At 63.9% G+C, this 16,833-nt stretch carries 14 protein-coding genes and 1 riboswitch; of the genes, 12 read left to right on the top strand and 2 right to left on the bottom strand.

The features are described 5' to 3' along the window. Window positions 1-6: 6 nt before the first annotated feature. Entirely contained in the window at window positions 7-1,278 is a 1,272-nt protein-coding gene (waaA, locus tag MOP87_RS01350) for a lipid IV(A) 3-deoxy-D-manno-octulosonic acid transferase (protein ID WP_242810036.1), read from the top strand. A 98-nt stretch (window positions 1,279-1,376) separates the two neighbouring features. Here the strand turns inward: waaA and MOP87_RS01355 are convergent, their stop codons facing one another. Continuing rightward, complete coding sequence (locus MOP87_RS01355; protein WP_023532888.1) at window positions 1,377-2,810, bottom strand: TolC family outer membrane protein; 1,434 nt, start codon at window positions 2,808-2,810, stop codon at window positions 1,377-1,379. 159 nt (window positions 2,811-2,969) lie between these two features. Then, window positions 2,970-3,076, top strand: a riboswitch (TPP riboswitch). Window positions 3,077-3,230: 154 nt separating this feature from the next. Here MOP87_RS01355 and thiC point away from each other — a divergent pair. Together thiC and cytX are read left to right on the top strand one after the other, a co-directional pair. Then, the gene (thiC, locus tag MOP87_RS01360) at window positions 3,231-5,111 is read left to right on the top strand and encodes a phosphomethylpyrimidine synthase ThiC (protein ID WP_027913976.1); all 1,881 of its coding nucleotides are present in this window, start codon (window positions 3,231-3,233) and stop codon (window positions 5,109-5,111) included. A 110-nt stretch (window positions 5,112-5,221) separates the two neighbouring features. Further along, complete coding sequence (gene cytX, locus MOP87_RS01365) at window positions 5,222-6,505, top strand: putative hydroxymethylpyrimidine transporter CytX (RefSeq protein ID WP_027913975.1); 1,284 nt, start codon at window positions 5,222-5,224, stop codon at window positions 6,503-6,505. On the opposite strand, the gene MOP87_RS01370 is transcribed toward cytX, so the two are convergent. Beyond that, on the bottom strand, window positions 6,474-7,220 hold the full coding sequence (locus MOP87_RS01370; RefSeq protein WP_028687909.1) for an RsiV family protein: 747 nt from the start codon (window positions 7,218-7,220) through the stop codon (window positions 6,474-6,476). The two genes, cytX and MOP87_RS01370, sit on opposite strands and share 32 nt — an antisense overlap. Before the next feature lie 185 nt (window positions 7,221-7,405). Here MOP87_RS01370 and MOP87_RS01375 point away from each other — a divergent pair, with 185 nt between their 5' ends. The 9 genes from MOP87_RS01375 (at window position 7,406) to MOP87_RS01415 (ending at window position 16,769) form a co-directional block, all read left to right on the top strand. Further along, complete coding sequence (locus tag MOP87_RS01375; protein WP_023532940.1) at window positions 7,406-8,023, top strand: NUDIX domain-containing protein; 618 nt, start codon at window positions 7,406-7,408, stop codon at window positions 8,021-8,023. After that, entirely contained in the window at window positions 8,014-8,466 is a 453-nt protein-coding gene (locus tag MOP87_RS01380; RefSeq protein WP_027913973.1) for a DUF1249 domain-containing protein, read from the top strand. Before MOP87_RS01375 ends, MOP87_RS01380 begins: the two co-directional genes overlap by 10 nt. A 93-nt stretch (window positions 8,467-8,559) precedes the next feature. Continuing rightward, window positions 8,560-9,279 (top strand): 3',5'-cyclic-AMP phosphodiesterase, encoded by a 720-nt coding sequence (gene cpdA / locus MOP87_RS01385; protein WP_232097643.1) that lies wholly within the window; start codon window positions 8,560-8,562, stop codon window positions 9,277-9,279. A gap of 294 nt (window positions 9,280-9,573) precedes the next feature. Further along, window positions 9,574-10,182, top strand: a complete 609-nt coding sequence (locus MOP87_RS01390) for a YqiA/YcfP family alpha/beta fold hydrolase (protein ID WP_027913971.1) — start codon at window positions 9,574-9,576, stop codon at window positions 10,180-10,182. Window positions 10,183-10,217: 35 nt separating this feature from the next. Continuing rightward, window positions 10,218-12,122 carry a DNA topoisomerase IV subunit B gene (gene parE / locus MOP87_RS01395; protein ID WP_027913970.1) on the top strand — a complete coding sequence of 635 codons (1,905 nt, stop codon included), beginning with the start codon at window positions 10,218-10,220 and terminating at the stop codon, window positions 12,120-12,122. Beyond that, window positions 12,119-13,105: an esterase-like activity of phytase family protein gene (locus tag MOP87_RS01400; RefSeq protein WP_104925730.1), complete on the top strand. Its 987-nt coding sequence runs from the start codon at window positions 12,119-12,121 to the stop codon at window positions 13,103-13,105. Before parE ends, MOP87_RS01400 begins: the two co-directional genes overlap by 4 nt. Further along, on the top strand, window positions 13,102-13,620 hold the full coding sequence (locus MOP87_RS01405) for a TIGR02281 family clan AA aspartic protease (RefSeq protein ID WP_104925731.1): 519 nt from the start codon (window positions 13,102-13,104) through the stop codon (window positions 13,618-13,620). Before MOP87_RS01400 ends, MOP87_RS01405 begins: the two co-directional genes overlap by 4 nt. Window positions 13,621-13,630: 10 nt before the next feature. Continuing rightward, window positions 13,631-15,886, top strand: coding sequence for a DNA topoisomerase IV subunit A (gene parC, locus MOP87_RS01410; RefSeq protein ID WP_027913967.1), 2,256 nt, complete (start codon window positions 13,631-13,633; stop codon window positions 15,884-15,886). A gap of 172 nt (window positions 15,887-16,058) precedes the next feature. Next, window positions 16,059-16,769, top strand: a complete 711-nt coding sequence (locus tag MOP87_RS01415; RefSeq protein ID WP_023532908.1) for an ABC-type transport auxiliary lipoprotein family protein — start codon at window positions 16,059-16,061, stop codon at window positions 16,767-16,769. The last annotated feature ends 64 nt before the right edge of the window (window positions 16,770-16,833 follow it).

A 16,833-nucleotide genomic window follows, 5' to 3' on the forward strand; every position in this document is an offset into this window, starting at 1 on the left:
GTCGCCATGAACAGAACTCTCTACACCTTGCTGTTTCACCTTGTCCTGCCACTGCTTGCACTTCGCCTGTACCTACGCGCGCGCAAGGCGCCGGCCTACGGGCGCCGTATCGGCGAGCGCTTTGCCATCAAGCTGCCGACGATGCGCAAGGGCGGCATATGGGTCCATGCGGTTTCCGTAGGCGAAAGCATCGCAGCTGCCCCCATGGTGCGCGCACTGCTCAAGGCCTACCCTGAGCTGCCGATCACACTGACGTGCATGACGCCCACCGGTTCGGAGCGCATTGGCGCCCTGTTCGCCGATGAGCCGCGGGTCCAGCATTGCTACTTGCCATACGACCTGCCGTGGGCGGCGGGGCGCTTTCTCGACCATGTGCAGCCAAGGCTGGGCGTGATCATGGAAACCGAACTCTGGCCCAATCACATCCATCAATGCGCCAGGCGCGGTATTCCCGTGGCGCTGGCCAATGCGCGCCTGTCCGAACGCTCGGCCCGTGGCTACGGGCGGTTTGCCAGGCTGACCCGGCCCATGCTGGCCGAAATGAGCCTGATTGCCGCGCAGACCGAGGTCGAGGCCCAGCGCTTTCTGGCACTCGGCGCGCGTGCTGCCTGCGTGCAGGTCACCGGCTCGATCAAGTTCGACCTGAAGATCGATGAGCAGCTGGTGCCGCGCGCCCAGGCTTTGCGCCAGCAATGGGCCGCCACTTCGCGCCCGGTGTGGATTGCCGCCAGCACACACGACGGCGAAGATGCCCTGATCCTCCAGGCACACCAGCAGTTGCTGCAGGTGCATGGGGATGCGTTGCTGATCCTGGTGCCCCGGCATCCGGAGCGCTTTGACGCGGTTCATGCCATCTGCAGTCAGCAGTTTGCCACGGTGCGTCGCTCTACCGGGCTACCGGTGCTTGCCCAGACCCAGGTGCTGCTGGGCGACACCATGGGTGAATTGCTGTTCTTGTATGCCCTGGCCGACATGGCGTTCGTCGGTGGCAGCCTGGTGCCGACCGGCGGGCACAACCCGTTGGAACCGGCAGCCCTGGCGCTACCGGTGCTCATGGGGCCGCACGTGTTCAACTTCCTCGAAATCAGCGCCATGCTGCGCGAGGCGGGTGCGTTGCAGCAGGTCGATGACGCTCAGGGGTTGGCCGGTGCCGTGCAACGGCTGGTCGAATTACCGCAAGATGCCCGGCGCATGGGTGAGGCGGGTAGGGCGGTGATGAGGGCCAACCAAGGGGCGCTGCAGCGCTTGCTGGAGGGGTTGGAAAGGCTGATGCCCTGAGCGCTCACTGTCGGGGCGATGGTTGCGGTTGGCGTGATCAGGGCCGCTTTGCGGCCCATCGCCGGCAAGCCGGCTCCCCCAGATGAGGCTGCCCGTCCTCAGGGCTTACGCTCGAAATTCTTCGCCGCCGCTGCCGCCAGGTCCGGTGGCAGGAAATCCTTGTCCGGGTTGTAGTCGGGTTTCAGGTAGCGCTTGAGGTCCTGCAAGTCTTGCGGGCTCAGCGTGCCGGCCGCCTGTTTCAGGCTCAGGTTGTCGAGGATGTAGGCGTACCGGCTGTTGTTGTAGTCGCGCACCGAGGTGTACAGCTGGCGCTGGGCGTCGAGCACATCGACGATGTTGCGGGTGCCCACCTGGTAGCCGATTTCGGTAGCCTCGAGCGCGCTCTGGTTGGAGATGATCGACTGCTTGCGCGCCTGTACCTGTTCGACGTCGGTGTTCACCGCACGGTGCAGGTTGCGGGTGTTCTCCACCACCTGACGGCGCAGGCTTTCGCGCTGCTGTTCGCTCTGGCTGAGGCGCTGGTAGGCTTCGCGTACCTGTGAACTGGTCAGCCCGCCGCTGTAGATGGGAATGTTCAACTGCAGGCCAACGGTGGTCTGCTCCACGTCGCCCCCATACCGAACACCCAGCGGCGATGGGTTGCTGAAGCCCAGGTTGTCGTTGTCACCCTTCTGGTATTTGGCCACGGCATCGACGGTCGGGGCGTGACCGGCCTTGCGCTGACGCAACGTTTCTTCCGCCGCGGACACCGCGTAGTTGGTCGCCAACAGGTTGAGGTTCTGCCGGCCGGCGGTTTCGACCCAGGCCTTGGCGTCGTTGGGCACGGGCACCTGCACCGGCAGGCTGTGGACCACACCCTGGATAGCGGTGTACTCCCGATTGGTCAGGGTGACCAACGCCTGGAAAGCATCCTGCACCTGACGGTCGGCGATGATGCGGTTGGCGCGGGCCGTGTCATAGCTGGCCTGGGACTGCAGCACGTCGGTCTTGTCCGAAAGCCCCACGTCGAAACGTTCGTTGGACTGGTCGAGCTGACGCTTGAGGGCCGCTTCCTCGGCCTTGCTGGCCGCCAGGTTGTCCTGCGCACGCAGCACCGCAAAGTAGCTTTGCGCAGTCTGCAGGATCAGGTTCTGCTCGGTGGCAGACAGCTCCAGCGCGGCCTGTTCGTTGACGGCCTCGGCCGCTTGCAACTGGAACCAGCGGTCAGCGCGGAAGATGGGCTGGGCCAGGGTCGCGCTCCAGGCATTGCCGCTGCGGTTGGATGTGATCGACGGCTCGTCGAGCTTGGTGCGGGTGCTTTGCATCTCGGCACCGGCCGACAGGTTGGGCAGCAAGCCGGCACGGGCCTGGGGCACGATTTCGCGGCGCGCGCCGTAGTCGGCGCGGGCGGCTGCCAGGTCGGCGTTGTTCTCTACCGCTTCCTGGTAAACGCTCACCAGATCGGTTTTCACCGTTGCCGGTACGTCCGCCGCCCAGGCCATCGTATGGGACGCACAAGACACGGCCAGGGCCAGTGAGAGTTTGCGCAGCATAGGGGCAATCCTTGTACGAAATGTAATTACTGAACTGTTGAGTTTTGCTTGATGACGCAGTGTAGTGCCACGCGCTCCGGGCAACAATCACCCTGATGCCGTTGATCATTCCCGGGATTGCTCGCTTGGCTTTGCCGGCAACTCCAGTCTAGACTGCGCATGTTCTTGTCGGGGTGCCTTGAAGCAAAGGCTGAGATCGCATAGGTGCGGATCCCGTTGAACCTGATCAGGTTAGCGCCTGCGTAGGGAACAAGATTGCTCGCCTTCCCGGGGAGCCTCTTGTGCCAGGTCCGGGAAAGCATCGGCTGTTTGCAGCCCATGACACCCCGTCTTTGGCACCGCACCCGTCTAGGAGTGCGTCCGCGTCCTTCAGGTTCACCCCGACATTCCACTGCTAGGAAGCCGTCTGGAGAGCCTGTGATGACCCAACAAGAAAAAGCGATGAACCTCAGCGAATCGGCGCAAGTCGATCAGCAGTCCGTGCAGCCGTTTCCGCGCTCGCGCAAGGTCTATGTCCAGGGCTCGCGCCCGGATATTCGCGTACCGATGCGCGCGATCAGCCTGGCCGACACGCCCACCGATTTCGGGGGCGAGCGTAATGCGCCCGTGCTGGTCTACGACACTTCCGGCCCCTACACCGACCCAGAGGTGTTGATCGACGTGCGCAAGGGCCTGGCCGACGTGCGTTCGGCCTGGATCGATGCACGCGGTGACACCGAGCGCCTGAACGGCCTGAGCTCCCACTTCGGCCAGCAGCGCCTGAACGACGCCGAGCTGGCCAAGCTGCGCTTCGCCCATGTGCGCAACCCGCGTCGTGCCAAGCCAGGCGCCAATGTGTCGCAGATGCACTACGCCCGCCAGGGCATCATCACCGCCGAAATGGAATACGTGGCCATCCGCGAGAACATGAAGCTGCAGGAGGCCCGGGCGGCAGGCCTGCTCGATACGCAGCATGCCGGTCACAGCTTCGGCGCCAGCATTCCCAAGGAAATCACCCCCGAGTTCGTGCGCGAGGAAGTGGCCCGTGGCCGCGCCATCATTCCGGCCAACATCAACCACACCGAGCTGGAGCCGATGATCATCGGCCGCAACTTCCTGGTGAAGATCAACGGCAACATCGGCAACAGTGCGCTGGGTTCGTCCATCGAAGAAGAGGTGGCCAAGCTCACTTGGGGCATTCGCTGGGGTTCGGACACCGTCATGGACTTGTCCACCGGCAAGCACATCCATGAAACCCGCGAATGGATCATTCGCAACTCCCCCGTGCCCATCGGCACCGTGCCCATCTACCAGGCATTGGAAAAGGTCGGTGGCGTGGCCGAGGACCTGACCTGGGAGCTGTTTCGCGACACGCTGATCGAACAGGCTGAGCAGGGCGTGGATTATTTCACCATCCATGCCGGGGTGTTGCTGCGCTATGTACCGCTGACCGCCAAGCGCGTCACCGGCATCGTCAGCCGGGGTGGTTCGATCATGGCCAAGTGGTGCCTGGCGCATCACCAGGAGAACTTCCTGTACACCCACTTCGATGAAATCTGCGAAATCATGAAGGCCTACGACGTCAGCTTCTCGCTGGGCGATGGCCTGCGCCCGGGCTCGATCGCCGATGCCAACGATGCGGCGCAGTTTGGCGAGCTGGAAACCCTGGGCGAGCTGACCAAGATTGCCTGGAAGCACGATGTGCAGTGCATGATCGAAGGCCCCGGCCATGTGCCGATGCAGTTGATCAAGGAGAACATGGACAAGCAGCTCGAATGCTGTGACGAAGCGCCGTTCTACACCTTGGGCCCGCTGACCACCGACATCGCCCCTGGCTACGACCACATCACTTCCGGCATCGGAGCGGCCATGATCGGCTGGTTCGGCTGCGCCATGCTCTGCTATGTCACGCCCAAGGAACACCTGGGGCTGCCCGACAAGGACGACGTCAAGACCGGCATCATCACCTACAAGATTGCGGCCCATGCAGCCGACCTGGCCAAAGGTCACCCAGGGGCCCAGATTCGCGACAACGCGCTGTCGAAGGCGCGCTTCGAGTTTCGCTGGGAAGACCAGTTCAACCTGGGGCTGGACCCCGACACGGCGCGTGCCTTCCATGATGAGACCCTGCCCAAGGAGTCGGCCAAGGTGGCGCATTTCTGCTCCATGTGCGGGCCGAAGTTCTGCTCCATGAAGATCACCCAGGAGGTGCGTGAATACGCTGCCCGGATCGAAACCGTGGACGTCTCGGTGGAGCAGGGCATGCGCGAGCAGGCCGAGCGCTTCCGCCAAGCCGGCAGCCAGCTGTACCACAAGGTCTGAGGCCCAGCCTTTGGGCCAAGGTGGGCGCCACTCAGGCCGCGAATCAGGGACCTGGTTAGCGGCCTGCCTTGCGCCCACCCCAACAATCACATTGCCGAGTGCGAGCAAGCATGACCACGTCCAGTCAATTTTCCCCTGATCATCCCATTCCCAACGGCCAGCGCGTATTCGGTGGCCGCGACCTGTTTTCACTGTGGTTTTCCCTAGGCATCGGCCTGATGGTGCTGCAAGTCGGTGCCATGCTGGCGCCGGGCCTTGGCCTGTCCGGGGCCATCCTGGCCATCGTCCTGGGCACCGGGGTCGGTGTGCTGTTGCTGGGTGCTGCCGGTGTGATCGGCAGCGACACCGGTTTGTCCGCCATGGGTACGCTCAAGCTCAGCCTGGGGGCGCAGGGTGCGCGCTTGCCAGCGCTGCTCAACGTATTGCAGCTGATAGGCTGGGGCGCCTTCGAGATCATCGTGATGCGCGATGCCGCCAGCCTGTTGGGTGCGCGAGCCTTCGGTGAGGGCAGCATCTGGAACAGCCCGGTGCTATGGACGCTGTGTTTTGGCGCGCTGGCCACCGTGCTGGCGGTCAGTGGACCGTTGGCTTTCGTGCGCAAGATCCTGCGGGCCTGGGGCATCTGGCTGCTGCTGGGCGCCTGTGTCTGGCTGACCTGGAACCTGTTCGCCAAGGCCGACCTGGCGATGTTGTGGCAGCGCGGCGGGGATGGGTCGATGTCGCTGGCCGTGGGCTTTGACATCGTCATCGCCATGCCCCTGTCCTGGCTGCCGCTGATTGCCGACTATTCGCGTTTTGCCCGCGACGGCAGGCAGGTGTTCGGCAGCACGGTGGTGGGGTATTTCATCGGCAACACCTGGTTGATGAGCCTGGGGGTGGCCTATACCCTGGCCTTCGCGGCGCAAGGCGAAGTCAATGCCCTGCTGCTGGCGCTCGCCGGGGCGGGCATGGGTATTCCGTTGCTACTGATTCTGCTCGACGAATCGGAAAAAGCCTTCGCCGACATTCATTCGGCGGCGGTCTCCGCCGGCGTGCTGGCACGCGTGAAGGTTGAACACCTGGCCCTGGCCATCGGCGTGCTGTGCACCCTGATCGCCCTGTTGGCACCGCTTGCCCAGTACGAAAACTTCCTGCTACTGATCGGCTCGGTGTTCGCCCCACTGTTCGGTGTGGTGCTGACGGACCATTACTGGGTTCGCCGTCGCAGCATTCCAGCCCATGTGGGGGCGCTGCACTGGCCGGCATTGCTGGCATGGGCGGCAGGCGTGGCGGCGTATCACATCATCGCCGCCCAGGCGCCGGACCTGGGCGCGACCCTGCCGGCGTTGGTGCTGGCAGGGGTGTTGTATGGCGTATTGAACTTCAGCCGCGGCCGGGGAACAGTTCGGGCTTGATTACGCCATTGAGGCGTGGGTAGGGAATTTTCAGCTCCACATGGCCCATGGAATACGGCGCGATGGCGTACACCTCGTACTTCACCACCACCGCGCCGTAGGTCAGGGCGATATGCGGCGAGCGCTTGAATGGCCAGGTTTTGATGAACTCGGCATCCTTGTCCATGCCGACACTCATCAGCCAGGCCCGGTGTGATTCCTCCACCGTCTTCCAGAACGTTTCTTCCTGGCCGGGGACCAGCATGTCCTGCAGGGTCAGGACCTTGTCCAGCTTGCGTGAATAGTTGATGAACGCACGACCTGGCATGCCATGGGCACCACCGGTATCCAGGTAGCTGGACAGCTCGATGATCACCAGCCCGTCATGCTGTTCGCGTACTTTGGCCTGCAGGTAGCTGCTGTTGCGCTTCTCGGCGCTGGCCAGGTAGTGCTGTTCGTAGGCTTGCAGCGTTGTCGGTGCCGCCCCGTGCTGGTTGTCCTCGGTCAGTTGCAGCAGACGCTTTTCGACAATGCCGTCGAGCTTGGGCAACGCCGGGAAATGCACGGTGTCAATATTCACCAACGGGCAATCACGCTCGCTGCAGCCTGGCTTGACGTGTTCCCAGGCTTCGCGCTTGACCTCGAGCGGCGCTCGGTAGTTGGGGGCGAACAGGCTCTGGCATGCGCCCAGCGCCAAGGCCAGCACAGCGATGGATGTCAGTTTGACAAGTGTCATGATGATCCTTGCAAGAACAGGGAAAAGTCGGCCTTTGACCGTCGGCATGGCCTTCAGTTCGCCACTAAGCTAACAGAGACCGGGCCTGCTGTGCCATGTACGCCAACGGTTGTCGCCGGGGGGTGAAACGTGCCAGCGTGCAGAGTAGGATGGCGCGATGCAGCAGCGATGCAACGAGGATTTTCATGTCGGATACGTTGAATTCAGTGCCCCAGGCGGTCGAGATCGTCAAGCGGGACAAGTGCTTCCAGGGCTTTTATAGGCTCGACAAGCTCCACCTTCGCCATGAGCTGTTCGCCGGTGGAATGGGTCGGGAAATCAGCCGTGAGCTGTTCGTGCGCCATGACGCGGTGTGCGTTCTGCCGTACGACCCGCAGCGCGATGAAGTGGTCCTGATCGAGCAGTTTCGTGTGGGTGCCCTGGACAAGGTCGCCAACCCCTGGTTGATCGAGATGGTCGCCGGGCTGATCGACAAGGACGAGCAACCTGAAGAGGTGGCGCACCGCGAGGCCGAGGAAGAGGCCGGCCTGACCTTCAGCGCGCTGTGGCCGATGACGCGCTATTTTCCTTCGCCAGGCGGCAGTGACGAATACGTCCACCTGTTCCTGGGCCGCTGCAGCGCCGAGGGTGCCGGCGGCCTGCACGGGCTGGAGTCCGAAGGCGAGGACATCCGGGTGCGCGTGTGGTCGTTCGAGGATGCCTTGCAGGCGGTACGCGACGGGCGCATCTGTAATGCCGCGACCATCATCGGCTTGCAATGGCTTGCCCTGAACCGCGACGAAGTTCGAGGTATGTGGAAGTGAACCTGTTGCGCGAGCGCTACCGGGTCGACCTGGCCGGGTTGCAGGCCGCCTGCGAGGCCAACTATGCCCGGCTGATGCGCCTGCTCCCGGACATGCGCACCACCCAGAGTTCGCGCAGCATCGGCATGACCCAGGGCGACCAGATGCTGGGCGTGCTGGTGCTCGACGTGGTCCTGGCCTGCCCCTATACCACCACGCTGCGCATACGCCAGGAGCACAGTCTGCCCTGGCTGCCGGTCCCGGTCATGGAGGTGCAGGTGTACCACGATGCCCGCATGGCCGAAGTGGTGAGTGCTGAGCACGCCCGGCGCTTGCGTAGCATCTATCCTTACCCCAACGCCGCCATGCATCAGCCGGACGAGAAAGCCCAGCTGAACCTGTTCCTGGGTGAATGGCTTTCCCACTGCCTGGCCTGCGGCCACGAACTGGTAAGCGCTCGCTGAAAGGAGACGGCCTTGCCGCACTCGAACCCTGCCGGCACCGTTAACGTGGTGCACCTGACCGACGCCCATCTGTTCGCCAGCCCCGAGGGCAGCATGCTGGGCCTCAATACCCGCGACAGCCTGCGCCATGTGGTGCAGCAGGCGTTGCGCGAGCAGCACGACACGCACCTGCTGGTGTGCACGGGGGACCTGTCCCAGGACGCCAGCGTTGCGTCCTACGCAGCCTTTGAGCAATTGACCGCAGGCTTTGCCGCGCCGGCGCGCTGGCTACCGGGCAACCATGACGAAGCGCAGGTGATGGCGCAGGTGGCGCCCGAGTTGGTGCAGCCAGTTACCGACATCGGGGTCTGGCGCATCGTCATGCTCGACACGGCAGTGCCAGGGGCGGCCCATGGTTGGCTGCAGGACGCCCAGCTCAGTGTGCTGGAGGCGGCCTTACGCACGGCAGGGGAGCGCCATTGCCTGGTGTGCCTGCACCATCAACCGGTCGACATCGGCTGCGCATGGATCGCCCCCATCGGCCTGCGCAACGCCGATGCGCTGTTCGCCGTGCTCGATCGTCATCCCCAGGTGCGCGCGCTGTTGTGGGGGCACGTGCATCAGGAATGGGATCAATGGCGCGGCGACCTGCGGCTGCTGGCCACGCCTTCGACCTGCATTCAGTTCGCGCCAGGCAGTGAGGATTTCGAGGTGAGTCAGCAGCATCCTGGCTACCGCTGGATCCGCCTGCATGCTGATGGGACGGTGGACACGGGGGTGGAGCGAGCGCTGGATTTCGAGGTCAGGCTCGATTTCGATAGCCCCGGGTATTGAACCGCGAGGCCGCTCCATTGGCCGTGTGGTGCCTGAGCTGACGGGCTCTTGGGCTTGTGGGCCCAACTGTCTGGTGCCGTATCAGCAAGCCAGCACATTGCCGTGTAGATGCCGGTCAGACGCCCATCCCGCCGCTTACACCAAAGCTGCGAATCCTCTCAGTGACTCTTCACCCTGCCCGTCGGGGAATGTGTTTCAGAAAAACCGGCGCGGCGCCAAAACCTTGCGAACGCGATACACTGCGCGTCCCTGCGCCTGCCTACAGGCGCAACGCTACAGCTTTCGGGGAGCAGCATGTCGGGTTCCATCCTTTATATACACGGCTTCAACAGTTCGCCGTTGTCAGCCAAGGCCAGGCAGCTTCAGGCCGTCATGCAGCACCTCGGGCTGATCGACCGGCTGCGCCTGCCAGCGCTGCATCACCACCCCCGCCAGGCCATCGAGCAGCTTGAAGGCTGCATCGCCGAACTGGACGCGCCGTTGCTGGTGGGCAGCTCACTGGGCGGCTACTATGCCACCTACCTGGCCGAACGCCATGGCCTCAAGGCCTTGCTGATCAATCCCGCCGTAGGGCCGCACCGCTCGTTCGACGGCTATCTGGGTACCCAGCACAACCATCACACAGGCCAGGCGTGGGAGTTGACCCTCGACCACGTCCAGGCGCTGGCCGAGCTGGAGGTCCCGCCTCCTGCGGACCCAAGCCGCTACCAGGTATGGTTGCAGACCGGTGACGAAACCCTGGACTATCGCCATGCCGAGCGGTACTACCGCCACTGCGCGCTGCGTATCCAGGCCGGTGGGGACCACAGTTTTCAAGGCTTCGCCGAGCGCCTGCCGGCCCTGCTGGCCTTCGCCGGTGTTGCCCCGACGCAGTACGCTGCACTCGATTTTTCTGTATTTTGATTTTTTTGCATTCACCAGACTGACGACGAGACCCCATGGCCAATCCCAGCGCTAGCGCCTATAACGCAGACGCCATCGAAGTCCTCTCGGGCCTTGACCCGGTTCGCAAGCGGCCGGGCATGTACACCGACACCAGCCGCCCCAACCACCTGGCCCAGGAAGTCATCGACAACAGCGTCGACGAAGCCCTCGCCGGCCACGCCCGTTCGGTGCAGGTCATCCTGCACGCCGACCATTCGCTGGAAGTCAGCGACGACGGACGCGGCATGCCGGTGGACATCCACCCAGAAGAGGGCGTGTCGGGCGTCGAACTGATCCTCACCAAGCTGCATGCCGGCGGCAAGTTCTCCAACAAGAACTACCAGTTCTCCGGCGGCCTTCACGGCGTCGGCATTTCGGTGGTCAACGCCTTGTCCACGCAGGTGCGCGTGCGCGTAAAGCGTGATGGCAACGAGTACCAGATGACCTTTGCCGATGGCTTCAAGGCAAGCGAGCTGGAAGTGGTCGGCACGGTCGGTAAGCGCAACACCGGCACCAGCGTCTATTTCAGCCCCGACCCCAAGTACTTCGACTCCCCGCGGTTTTCCATCAGCCGGCTCAAGCACGTGCTCAAGGCCAAGGCCGTGCTCTGCCCAGGCCTGCTCGTCAGTTTCGAGGACAAGGCCAGCGGCGAGAAGGTGGAGTGGCATTACGAAGACGGCCTGCGCTCCTACCTCGTGGATTCGGTAAGTGACTTCCAGCGCCTGCCCGACGAGCCGTTCTGCGGCAACCTGGCCGGCAACAAGGAAGCGGTCGATTGGGCCCTGCTGTGGCTGCCCGAAGGGGGCGACAGCATCCAGGAAAGCTACGTCAACCTGATCCCCACGGCCCAGGGCGGCACCCATGTCAACGGCCTTCGCCAGGGCCTGCTGGATGCGATGCGTGAGTTCTGCGAATTCCGCAACCTGCTGCCGCGTGGTGTGAAGCTGGCCCCCGAAGACGTCTGGGAGCGCATCACCTTCGTGCTGTCGATGAAGATGCAGGACCCACAGTTTTCCGGGCAGACCAAGGAGCGCCTTTCCTCGCGTGAAGCCGCCGCCTTCGTTTCAGGCGTGGTCAAGGATGCCTTCAGCCTGTGGCTCAACGCCCACCCGGAGCTGGGCATGCAGTTGGCCGAGTTGGCCATCAGTAACGCCGGGCGCCGCCTGAAAGCCAGCAAGAAGGTCGAGCGCAAGCGCATCACCCAGGGCCCGGCACTGCCGGGCAAGCTGGCCGACTGCGCAGGCCAGGACCCAATGCGCGCCGAGCTGTTCCTGGTCGAGGGCGACTCGGCCGGCGGTTCGGCCAAGCAGGCGCGTGACAAGGAGTTCCAGGCGATCCTGCCGCTGCGCGGCAAGATCCTCAACACCTGGGAAGTGGACGGCGGTGAAGTACTCGCCAGCCAGGAAGTGCACAACATCGCCGTCGCCATCGGCGTAGACCCAGGTGCCACCGACCTGGCCCAGCTTCGCTACGGCAAGGTGTGCATCCTGGCCGACGCCGACTCCGACGGCCTGCACATCGCCACCTTGCTGTGCGCGCTGTTCGTGCAGCATTTCCGGGCACTGGTCGAAGCCGGTCACGTGTATGTGGCCATGCCACCGCTGTACCGCATCGACCTGGGCAAGGAAATCTACTATGCCCTGGATGAAGCCGAACGAGACGGCATTCTCGACCGCCTGGTGGCAGAGAAAAAACGCGGCAAGCCGCAGGTCACCCGCTTCAAGGGCCTGGGCGAGATGAACCCGCCCCAGTTGCGCGAAACCACCATGGACCCCAACACCCGGCGCCTGGTCCAGCTCACCCTGGACGACGTGCAGACCACGTGCGAGCTGATGGACAAGCTGCTGGCCAAGAAGCGTGCAGGTGATCGCAAGGCCTGGCTGGAAACCAAGGGCAACCTGGCCGAGGTCATGGTTTGATTCGTTGGCTCCTGGCGGCTTGCCTGCCGCTGGTGGCCTTGCCGACCTTGGCAGACACCTGGCCTGAACTCAAACTGATCGGCGAGCACCCCGTCGATGGCATGCGTGCCGGTAACCTGTCGGGCCTTGCGCAATGCCGCGGCAGCTTGTGGGGTGTCTCGGACCGCGACGACGACCGTATTTACCGTTTCGAGCTCAAGGACGGTGCATGGCAGGCGCAGGCAGTGGCCTTTGACCCCCCACCGGTGCCGGAAAGCGGCTTACCATGGGGGCTGAAGATGCGGACCTGGCTGGCGTCGTGGCTGCGCGGTGGCGACCTTGACTTCGAGGGCATCACCTGTGACCAAGCCGGCAACCTGTACCTGGTCAGCGAGGCGCATGCCGCCGTGCTGCAACTGCCTGTTTCGGGCACGCCAGACTGGCTGAAGATCGATTCGGCCATGGTGCGCCAGGCGCGCGCCAGCGGCATGCTGCTGAACTTCAATGCGCTCTTCGAGGGTGTGGCCGTCAACCCTGCTGGCGATCGCCTGTGGCTGGCCGGCGAGCGTGAGCGCCGCGGGCTGGTGGCCATCGAGCGCCAACAGTCGGTGTGGGCCTGCGGGCCCCGCTGCGTCCTGTTCAGCGAAGCCGGTGTAGAGATGCAACCGCCGCAGATACCCGATGCGCGGCCGGTTTCACGGGACTTCGCCGACCTGGCCTGGTTCGACGGCAAACTGTTCACGCTCGAGCGCAATGCCTATCGCATCTGTCGCCGCGATGCCGACAGCGGCCAGGTCGAGCGCTGCTGGTCATTTGCGGCCGACGCGTTGACCGAGCCGCGCCGCTATGACCAGCTGTTCGGTGTGGCCGAGGCGCTGGTGGTCGACGCCGAGGGGGCGTGGATCGGCCTGGACAACAATGAAGGCGCGCGTGCCGATGGCGAGCGCCGACCGATCGTCTGGCGCTTTGCGGCCCCTGCCGGCGGCTGGAGCGCCAAGCCGTGAGTCAGGCACCGGGCAGACGGGCGGGCAGGGTGCTGATGATCCTGGCCTGGGCGGCGGCGCTGTTTCTGGCTACGCGCTTCTTCGGGCAGTGGGAAGACCGCCAGCGCAATCCCAATGCGCAGGTCCAATCCTCCCACGGGCAAGGGTTCGTCGAGGTGCGCCTGCTGGGCAATGGCCAGGGCCACTTCGTGGCCGATGGCGCCATCAATGGCCAGGTGGTGCATTTCATGCTCGACACCGGTGCCACCGATGTCGCCATACCCGAATCCCTGGCCGACGGCCTTGCGCTCAGACGTGGCAGCCCGGTAACCGTCAGCACGGCCAACGGTCGCACGCAAGGCTATCGCACCCGGCTGGACAGCCTGCAATTGGGCGATATCCACCTGCGCGACATCCGCGCGATCGTGGTGCCGGGCCTGGATGGCACCACCGTGCTGTTGGGCATGAGCGCCTTGAAACTACTTGAATTTACCCAGCGCGGCGGCACCATGCTGCTGCGCCAGAACCTGAAATGACGAGGCTCGCATGAGCGAACTACAAGACAGTCTGGACGGCGTCGAACGCCGCTCGTTGGCTGACTTCACCGAACACGCCTACCTCAACTACTCCATGTACGTGATCATGGACCGGGCCCTGCCGCATATCGGCGATGGCCTCAAGCCAGTGCAGCGGCGCATTGTCTACGCCATGAGCGAGTTGGGCCTGGACGCCGATGCCAAGCACAAGAAGTCGGCGCGTACCGTGGGCGATGTGCTCGGCAAGTTCCACCCTCACGGGGACTCGGCCTGCTACGAAGCCATGGTGCTGATGGCGCAGCCCTTCAGCTACCGCTACACATTGGTGGACGGCCAGGGCAACTGGGGCGCGCCGGACGATCCCAAGTCGTTTGCCGCCATGCGCTATACCGAAGCACGGCTGTCGCGTTATGCCGAGGTGCTGCTTGACGAAGTCGGCCAAGGTACCGTGGATTGGGTGCCCAACTTCGACGGCACCTTGCAGGAACCGGCGGTGTTGCCTGCGCGCCTGCCCAACATTCTGCTCAACGGCACCACCGGTATCGCCGTGGGCATGGCCACCGATGTGCCACCGCACAACCTGCGTGAGGTGGCCAGTGCCTGCGTGCGTTTGCTCGACGAGCCAAAGGCCACCATCGAGCAGTTGTGCGAGCACATTCAAGGGCCCGATTACCCGACCGAGGCAGAGATCGTCACGCCTCGGGCCGACATCCTCAAGATGTATGAAAGCGGGCGCGGTTCGATTCGCATGCGTGCAGTGTACCGGGTCGAGGATGGCGATATCGTCGTCACGGCGTTGCCGCACCAGGTGTCCGGCGCCAAGGTACTGGAGCAGATTGCCGCACAGATGCAGGCCAAGAAGCTGCCGATGGTCGCTGACCTGCGCGATGAGTCCGATCACGAAAACCCGTGCCGTATCGTCATCATCCCGCGCTCCAATCGCGTGGATGCCGACGAGCTGATGCAGCACCTGTTCGCCACCACCGACCTTGAAAGCAGCTACCGGGTCAACGTCAACATCATCGGCCTGGACGGTCGTCCGCAGCTGAAGAACCTGCGGGCGCTGCTGCTGGAATGGCTGGAGTTCCGTACCGGCACCGTCCGGCGCCGCTTGCAGCATCGTCTGGACAAGGTGGAAAAACGCCTGCACTTGCTGGATGGTTTGCTCACTGCCTTCCTCAATCTGGACGAAGTGATTCATATCATCCGCACCGAGGAACACCCTAAGCAGGCGCTGATCGCCCGCTTCGACCTCACCGAGATCCAGGCCGATTACATCCTGGAAACCCGCCTGCGCCAGCTCGCCCGGCTGGAAGAAATGAAGATCCGTGGCGAGCAGGACGAGCTGCTCAAAGAGCAGGCCAAGCTGCAGGCGCTGCTGGGCAGCGAGGCGAAGCTGCGCAAGTTGGTGCGCAGCGAATTGCTCAAGGATGCTCAAACCTATGGCGACGACCGACGCTCGCCGATCGTCGCGCGGGCAGAAGCCAAGGCGCTCTCCGAAAACGAGCTGATGCCGACCGAGCCCGTCACGGTGGTGCTGTCGGAAAAAGGCTGGGTGCGGTGTGCCAAGGGCCATGACATCGATGCCACGGGCCTGTCGTACAAGGCCGGGGATGGGTTCAAGGCCGCAGCCGCGGGGCGCTCGAACCAATTTGCCGTGCTCATCGATTCCACCGGCCGAAGCTACTCGGTGGCTGCCCACAGCCTGCCGTCAGCCCGTGGCCAGGGCGAGCCCCTGACCGGGCGCCTGACGCCACCACCGGGCGCCACCTTCGAGTGCGTGCTGCTGCCCGAAGACGATGCGCTGTACGTGGTGGCCTCCGATGCCGGCTACGGGTTCGTGGTCAAAGGTGAAGACCTGCAGGCCAAGAACAAGGCTGGCAAAGGGCTGCTCAGTTTGCCCAACGGCGCCAAGGTGATGACGCCGCGACCGGTGCTCAACCGGGAGCAGGACTGGCTGGCAGCCGTGACCACCGAAGGCCGTCTGTTGGTGTTCAAGGTCAGTGATTTGCCGCAGTTGGGCAAGGGCAAGGGCAACAAGATCATCGGCGTGCCCGGTGACCGGGTCGCCAGCCGGGAAGAGTATGTCACCGACCTGGCCGTGGTAGCCGAAGGGGCTACGCTGGTGCTGCAAGCCGGCAAGCGGACCCTGTCACTCAAGGGCGATGACCTGGAGCACTACAAGGGCGAACGCGGCAGGCGCGGCAGCAAGCTGCCACGTGGCTTCCAGCGGGTCGATGGGCTGCAGGTCGAATTGCCCGCCTGACCGTCAGACAGGCCCGCAATGGCGATTTCACCGCCGTTGCGGGCAGAAATGCTGGAGTCGAGCACTCATTTCGCGGATGATATGCCCCCTGCGGTGCCGGCGTAGCCGTGTGCCCGTTTGAATCCATACGTATCACTGCGGCATGCCTGAAGGCAGCCGCCTGGATGGGATGATGAAATTTCTGCGCCTTCCCTTTGCGCTGTTGATGACGGGTCTATTGGGCCTTGGCGGGTGCACCATGCACCAGCCGGTTGCCTTGTACCAGCTCGACAGCGGTGATCCTGGCCAGCCGTCGCAACACGCGGGCATGGCCGTCGTGCTCGGCCCGGTTTCGGTGGCCGACTACCTGCAACGTGAGACGTTCCTGCAACGCCAGGCCGACGGCAGCCTCAGCGCCGCCACCGACGGGCGCTGGGCGGGCAGCCTGTCCTCGGACATCGACCAATTGCTGGTGCGGCAGCTGGCCTGGCGTCTGGATAGCCAGCGCGTGGTGCTGGCGCCGGCGACGGCAGGTTTCAGCCCGGACGTGCAAGTGCTGCTGTCGATCACGCGGCTGGACTCTGGCAAGAACCAACCCGCGGTTCTGGATGCACAATGGCGTGTGCTCGACCGCCGTGGCCAGGTGCGCGACAACCGCATCGTGCATTTGGAGCAGAAGCATGAAGGTAGCGAGGCCTCGCAGGTACAGGCGCAAGGTCAATTGCTGCAGAAGCTGGCCGAGCAACTGAGCACTGCGGTGAAGCCGTTGGCAAACCAGCCGGCCATTGCCGAAGCCGCACCCAAGAAGCCTGCAGCGCCTGTGCAGGTCAAGAAGCAGCCCGAGAAATCCAAAATCCCGATGGCCTCGCCGATTCGTACCGACATGGAAGTGTATCGGTTCTAACCGAAGGCCAGGCATGAAGAAGCCCGCCTCAAGGCGTAATGCTGTTCATTTAGGGCCGCTCCGC

Origin of the sequence: Pseudomonas sp. I3-I5, assembly GCF_022699445.1 — a bacterium.
Taxonomy (GTDB): domain Bacteria; phylum Pseudomonadota; class Gammaproteobacteria; order Pseudomonadales; family Pseudomonadaceae; genus Aquipseudomonas; species Aquipseudomonas fulva.

Excerpts from the sequence above, each read along its gene's own strand:
- parE (WP_027913970.1), top strand. The coding sequence starts at position 10,218 with ATGGCCAATCCCAGCGCTAGCGCCTATAACGCAGACGCCATCGAAGTC.
- MOP87_RS01390 (WP_027913971.1), top strand. The coding sequence starts at position 9,574 with ATGTCGGGTTCCATCCTTTATATACACGGCTTCAACAGTTCGCCGTTG.
- cytX (WP_027913975.1), top strand. The coding sequence starts at position 5,222 with ATGACCACGTCCAGTCAATTTTCCCCTGATCATCCCATTCCCAACGGC.
- cpdA (WP_232097643.1), top strand. The coding sequence starts at position 8,560 with ATGCTGGGCCTCAATACCCGCGACAGCCTGCGCCATGTGGTGCAGCAG.
- waaA (WP_242810036.1), top strand. The coding sequence starts at position 7 with ATGAACAGAACTCTCTACACCTTGCTGTTTCACCTTGTCCTGCCACTG.
- MOP87_RS01355 (WP_023532888.1), bottom strand. The coding sequence starts at position 2,810 with ATGCTGCGCAAACTCTCACTGGCCCTGGCCGTGTCTTGTGCGTCCCAT.
- MOP87_RS01370 (WP_028687909.1), bottom strand. The coding sequence starts at position 7,220 with ATGACACTTGTCAAACTGACATCCATCGCTGTGCTGGCCTTGGCGCTG.
- parC (WP_027913967.1), top strand. The coding sequence starts at position 13,631 with ATGAGCGAACTACAAGACAGTCTGGACGGCGTCGAACGCCGCTCGTTG.
- MOP87_RS01375 (WP_023532940.1), top strand. The coding sequence starts at position 7,406 with ATGTCGGATACGTTGAATTCAGTGCCCCAGGCGGTCGAGATCGTCAAG.
- MOP87_RS01415 (WP_023532908.1), top strand. The coding sequence starts at position 16,059 with ATGAAATTTCTGCGCCTTCCCTTTGCGCTGTTGATGACGGGTCTATTG.
- thiC (WP_027913976.1), top strand. The coding sequence starts at position 3,231 with ATGACCCAACAAGAAAAAGCGATGAACCTCAGCGAATCGGCGCAAGTC.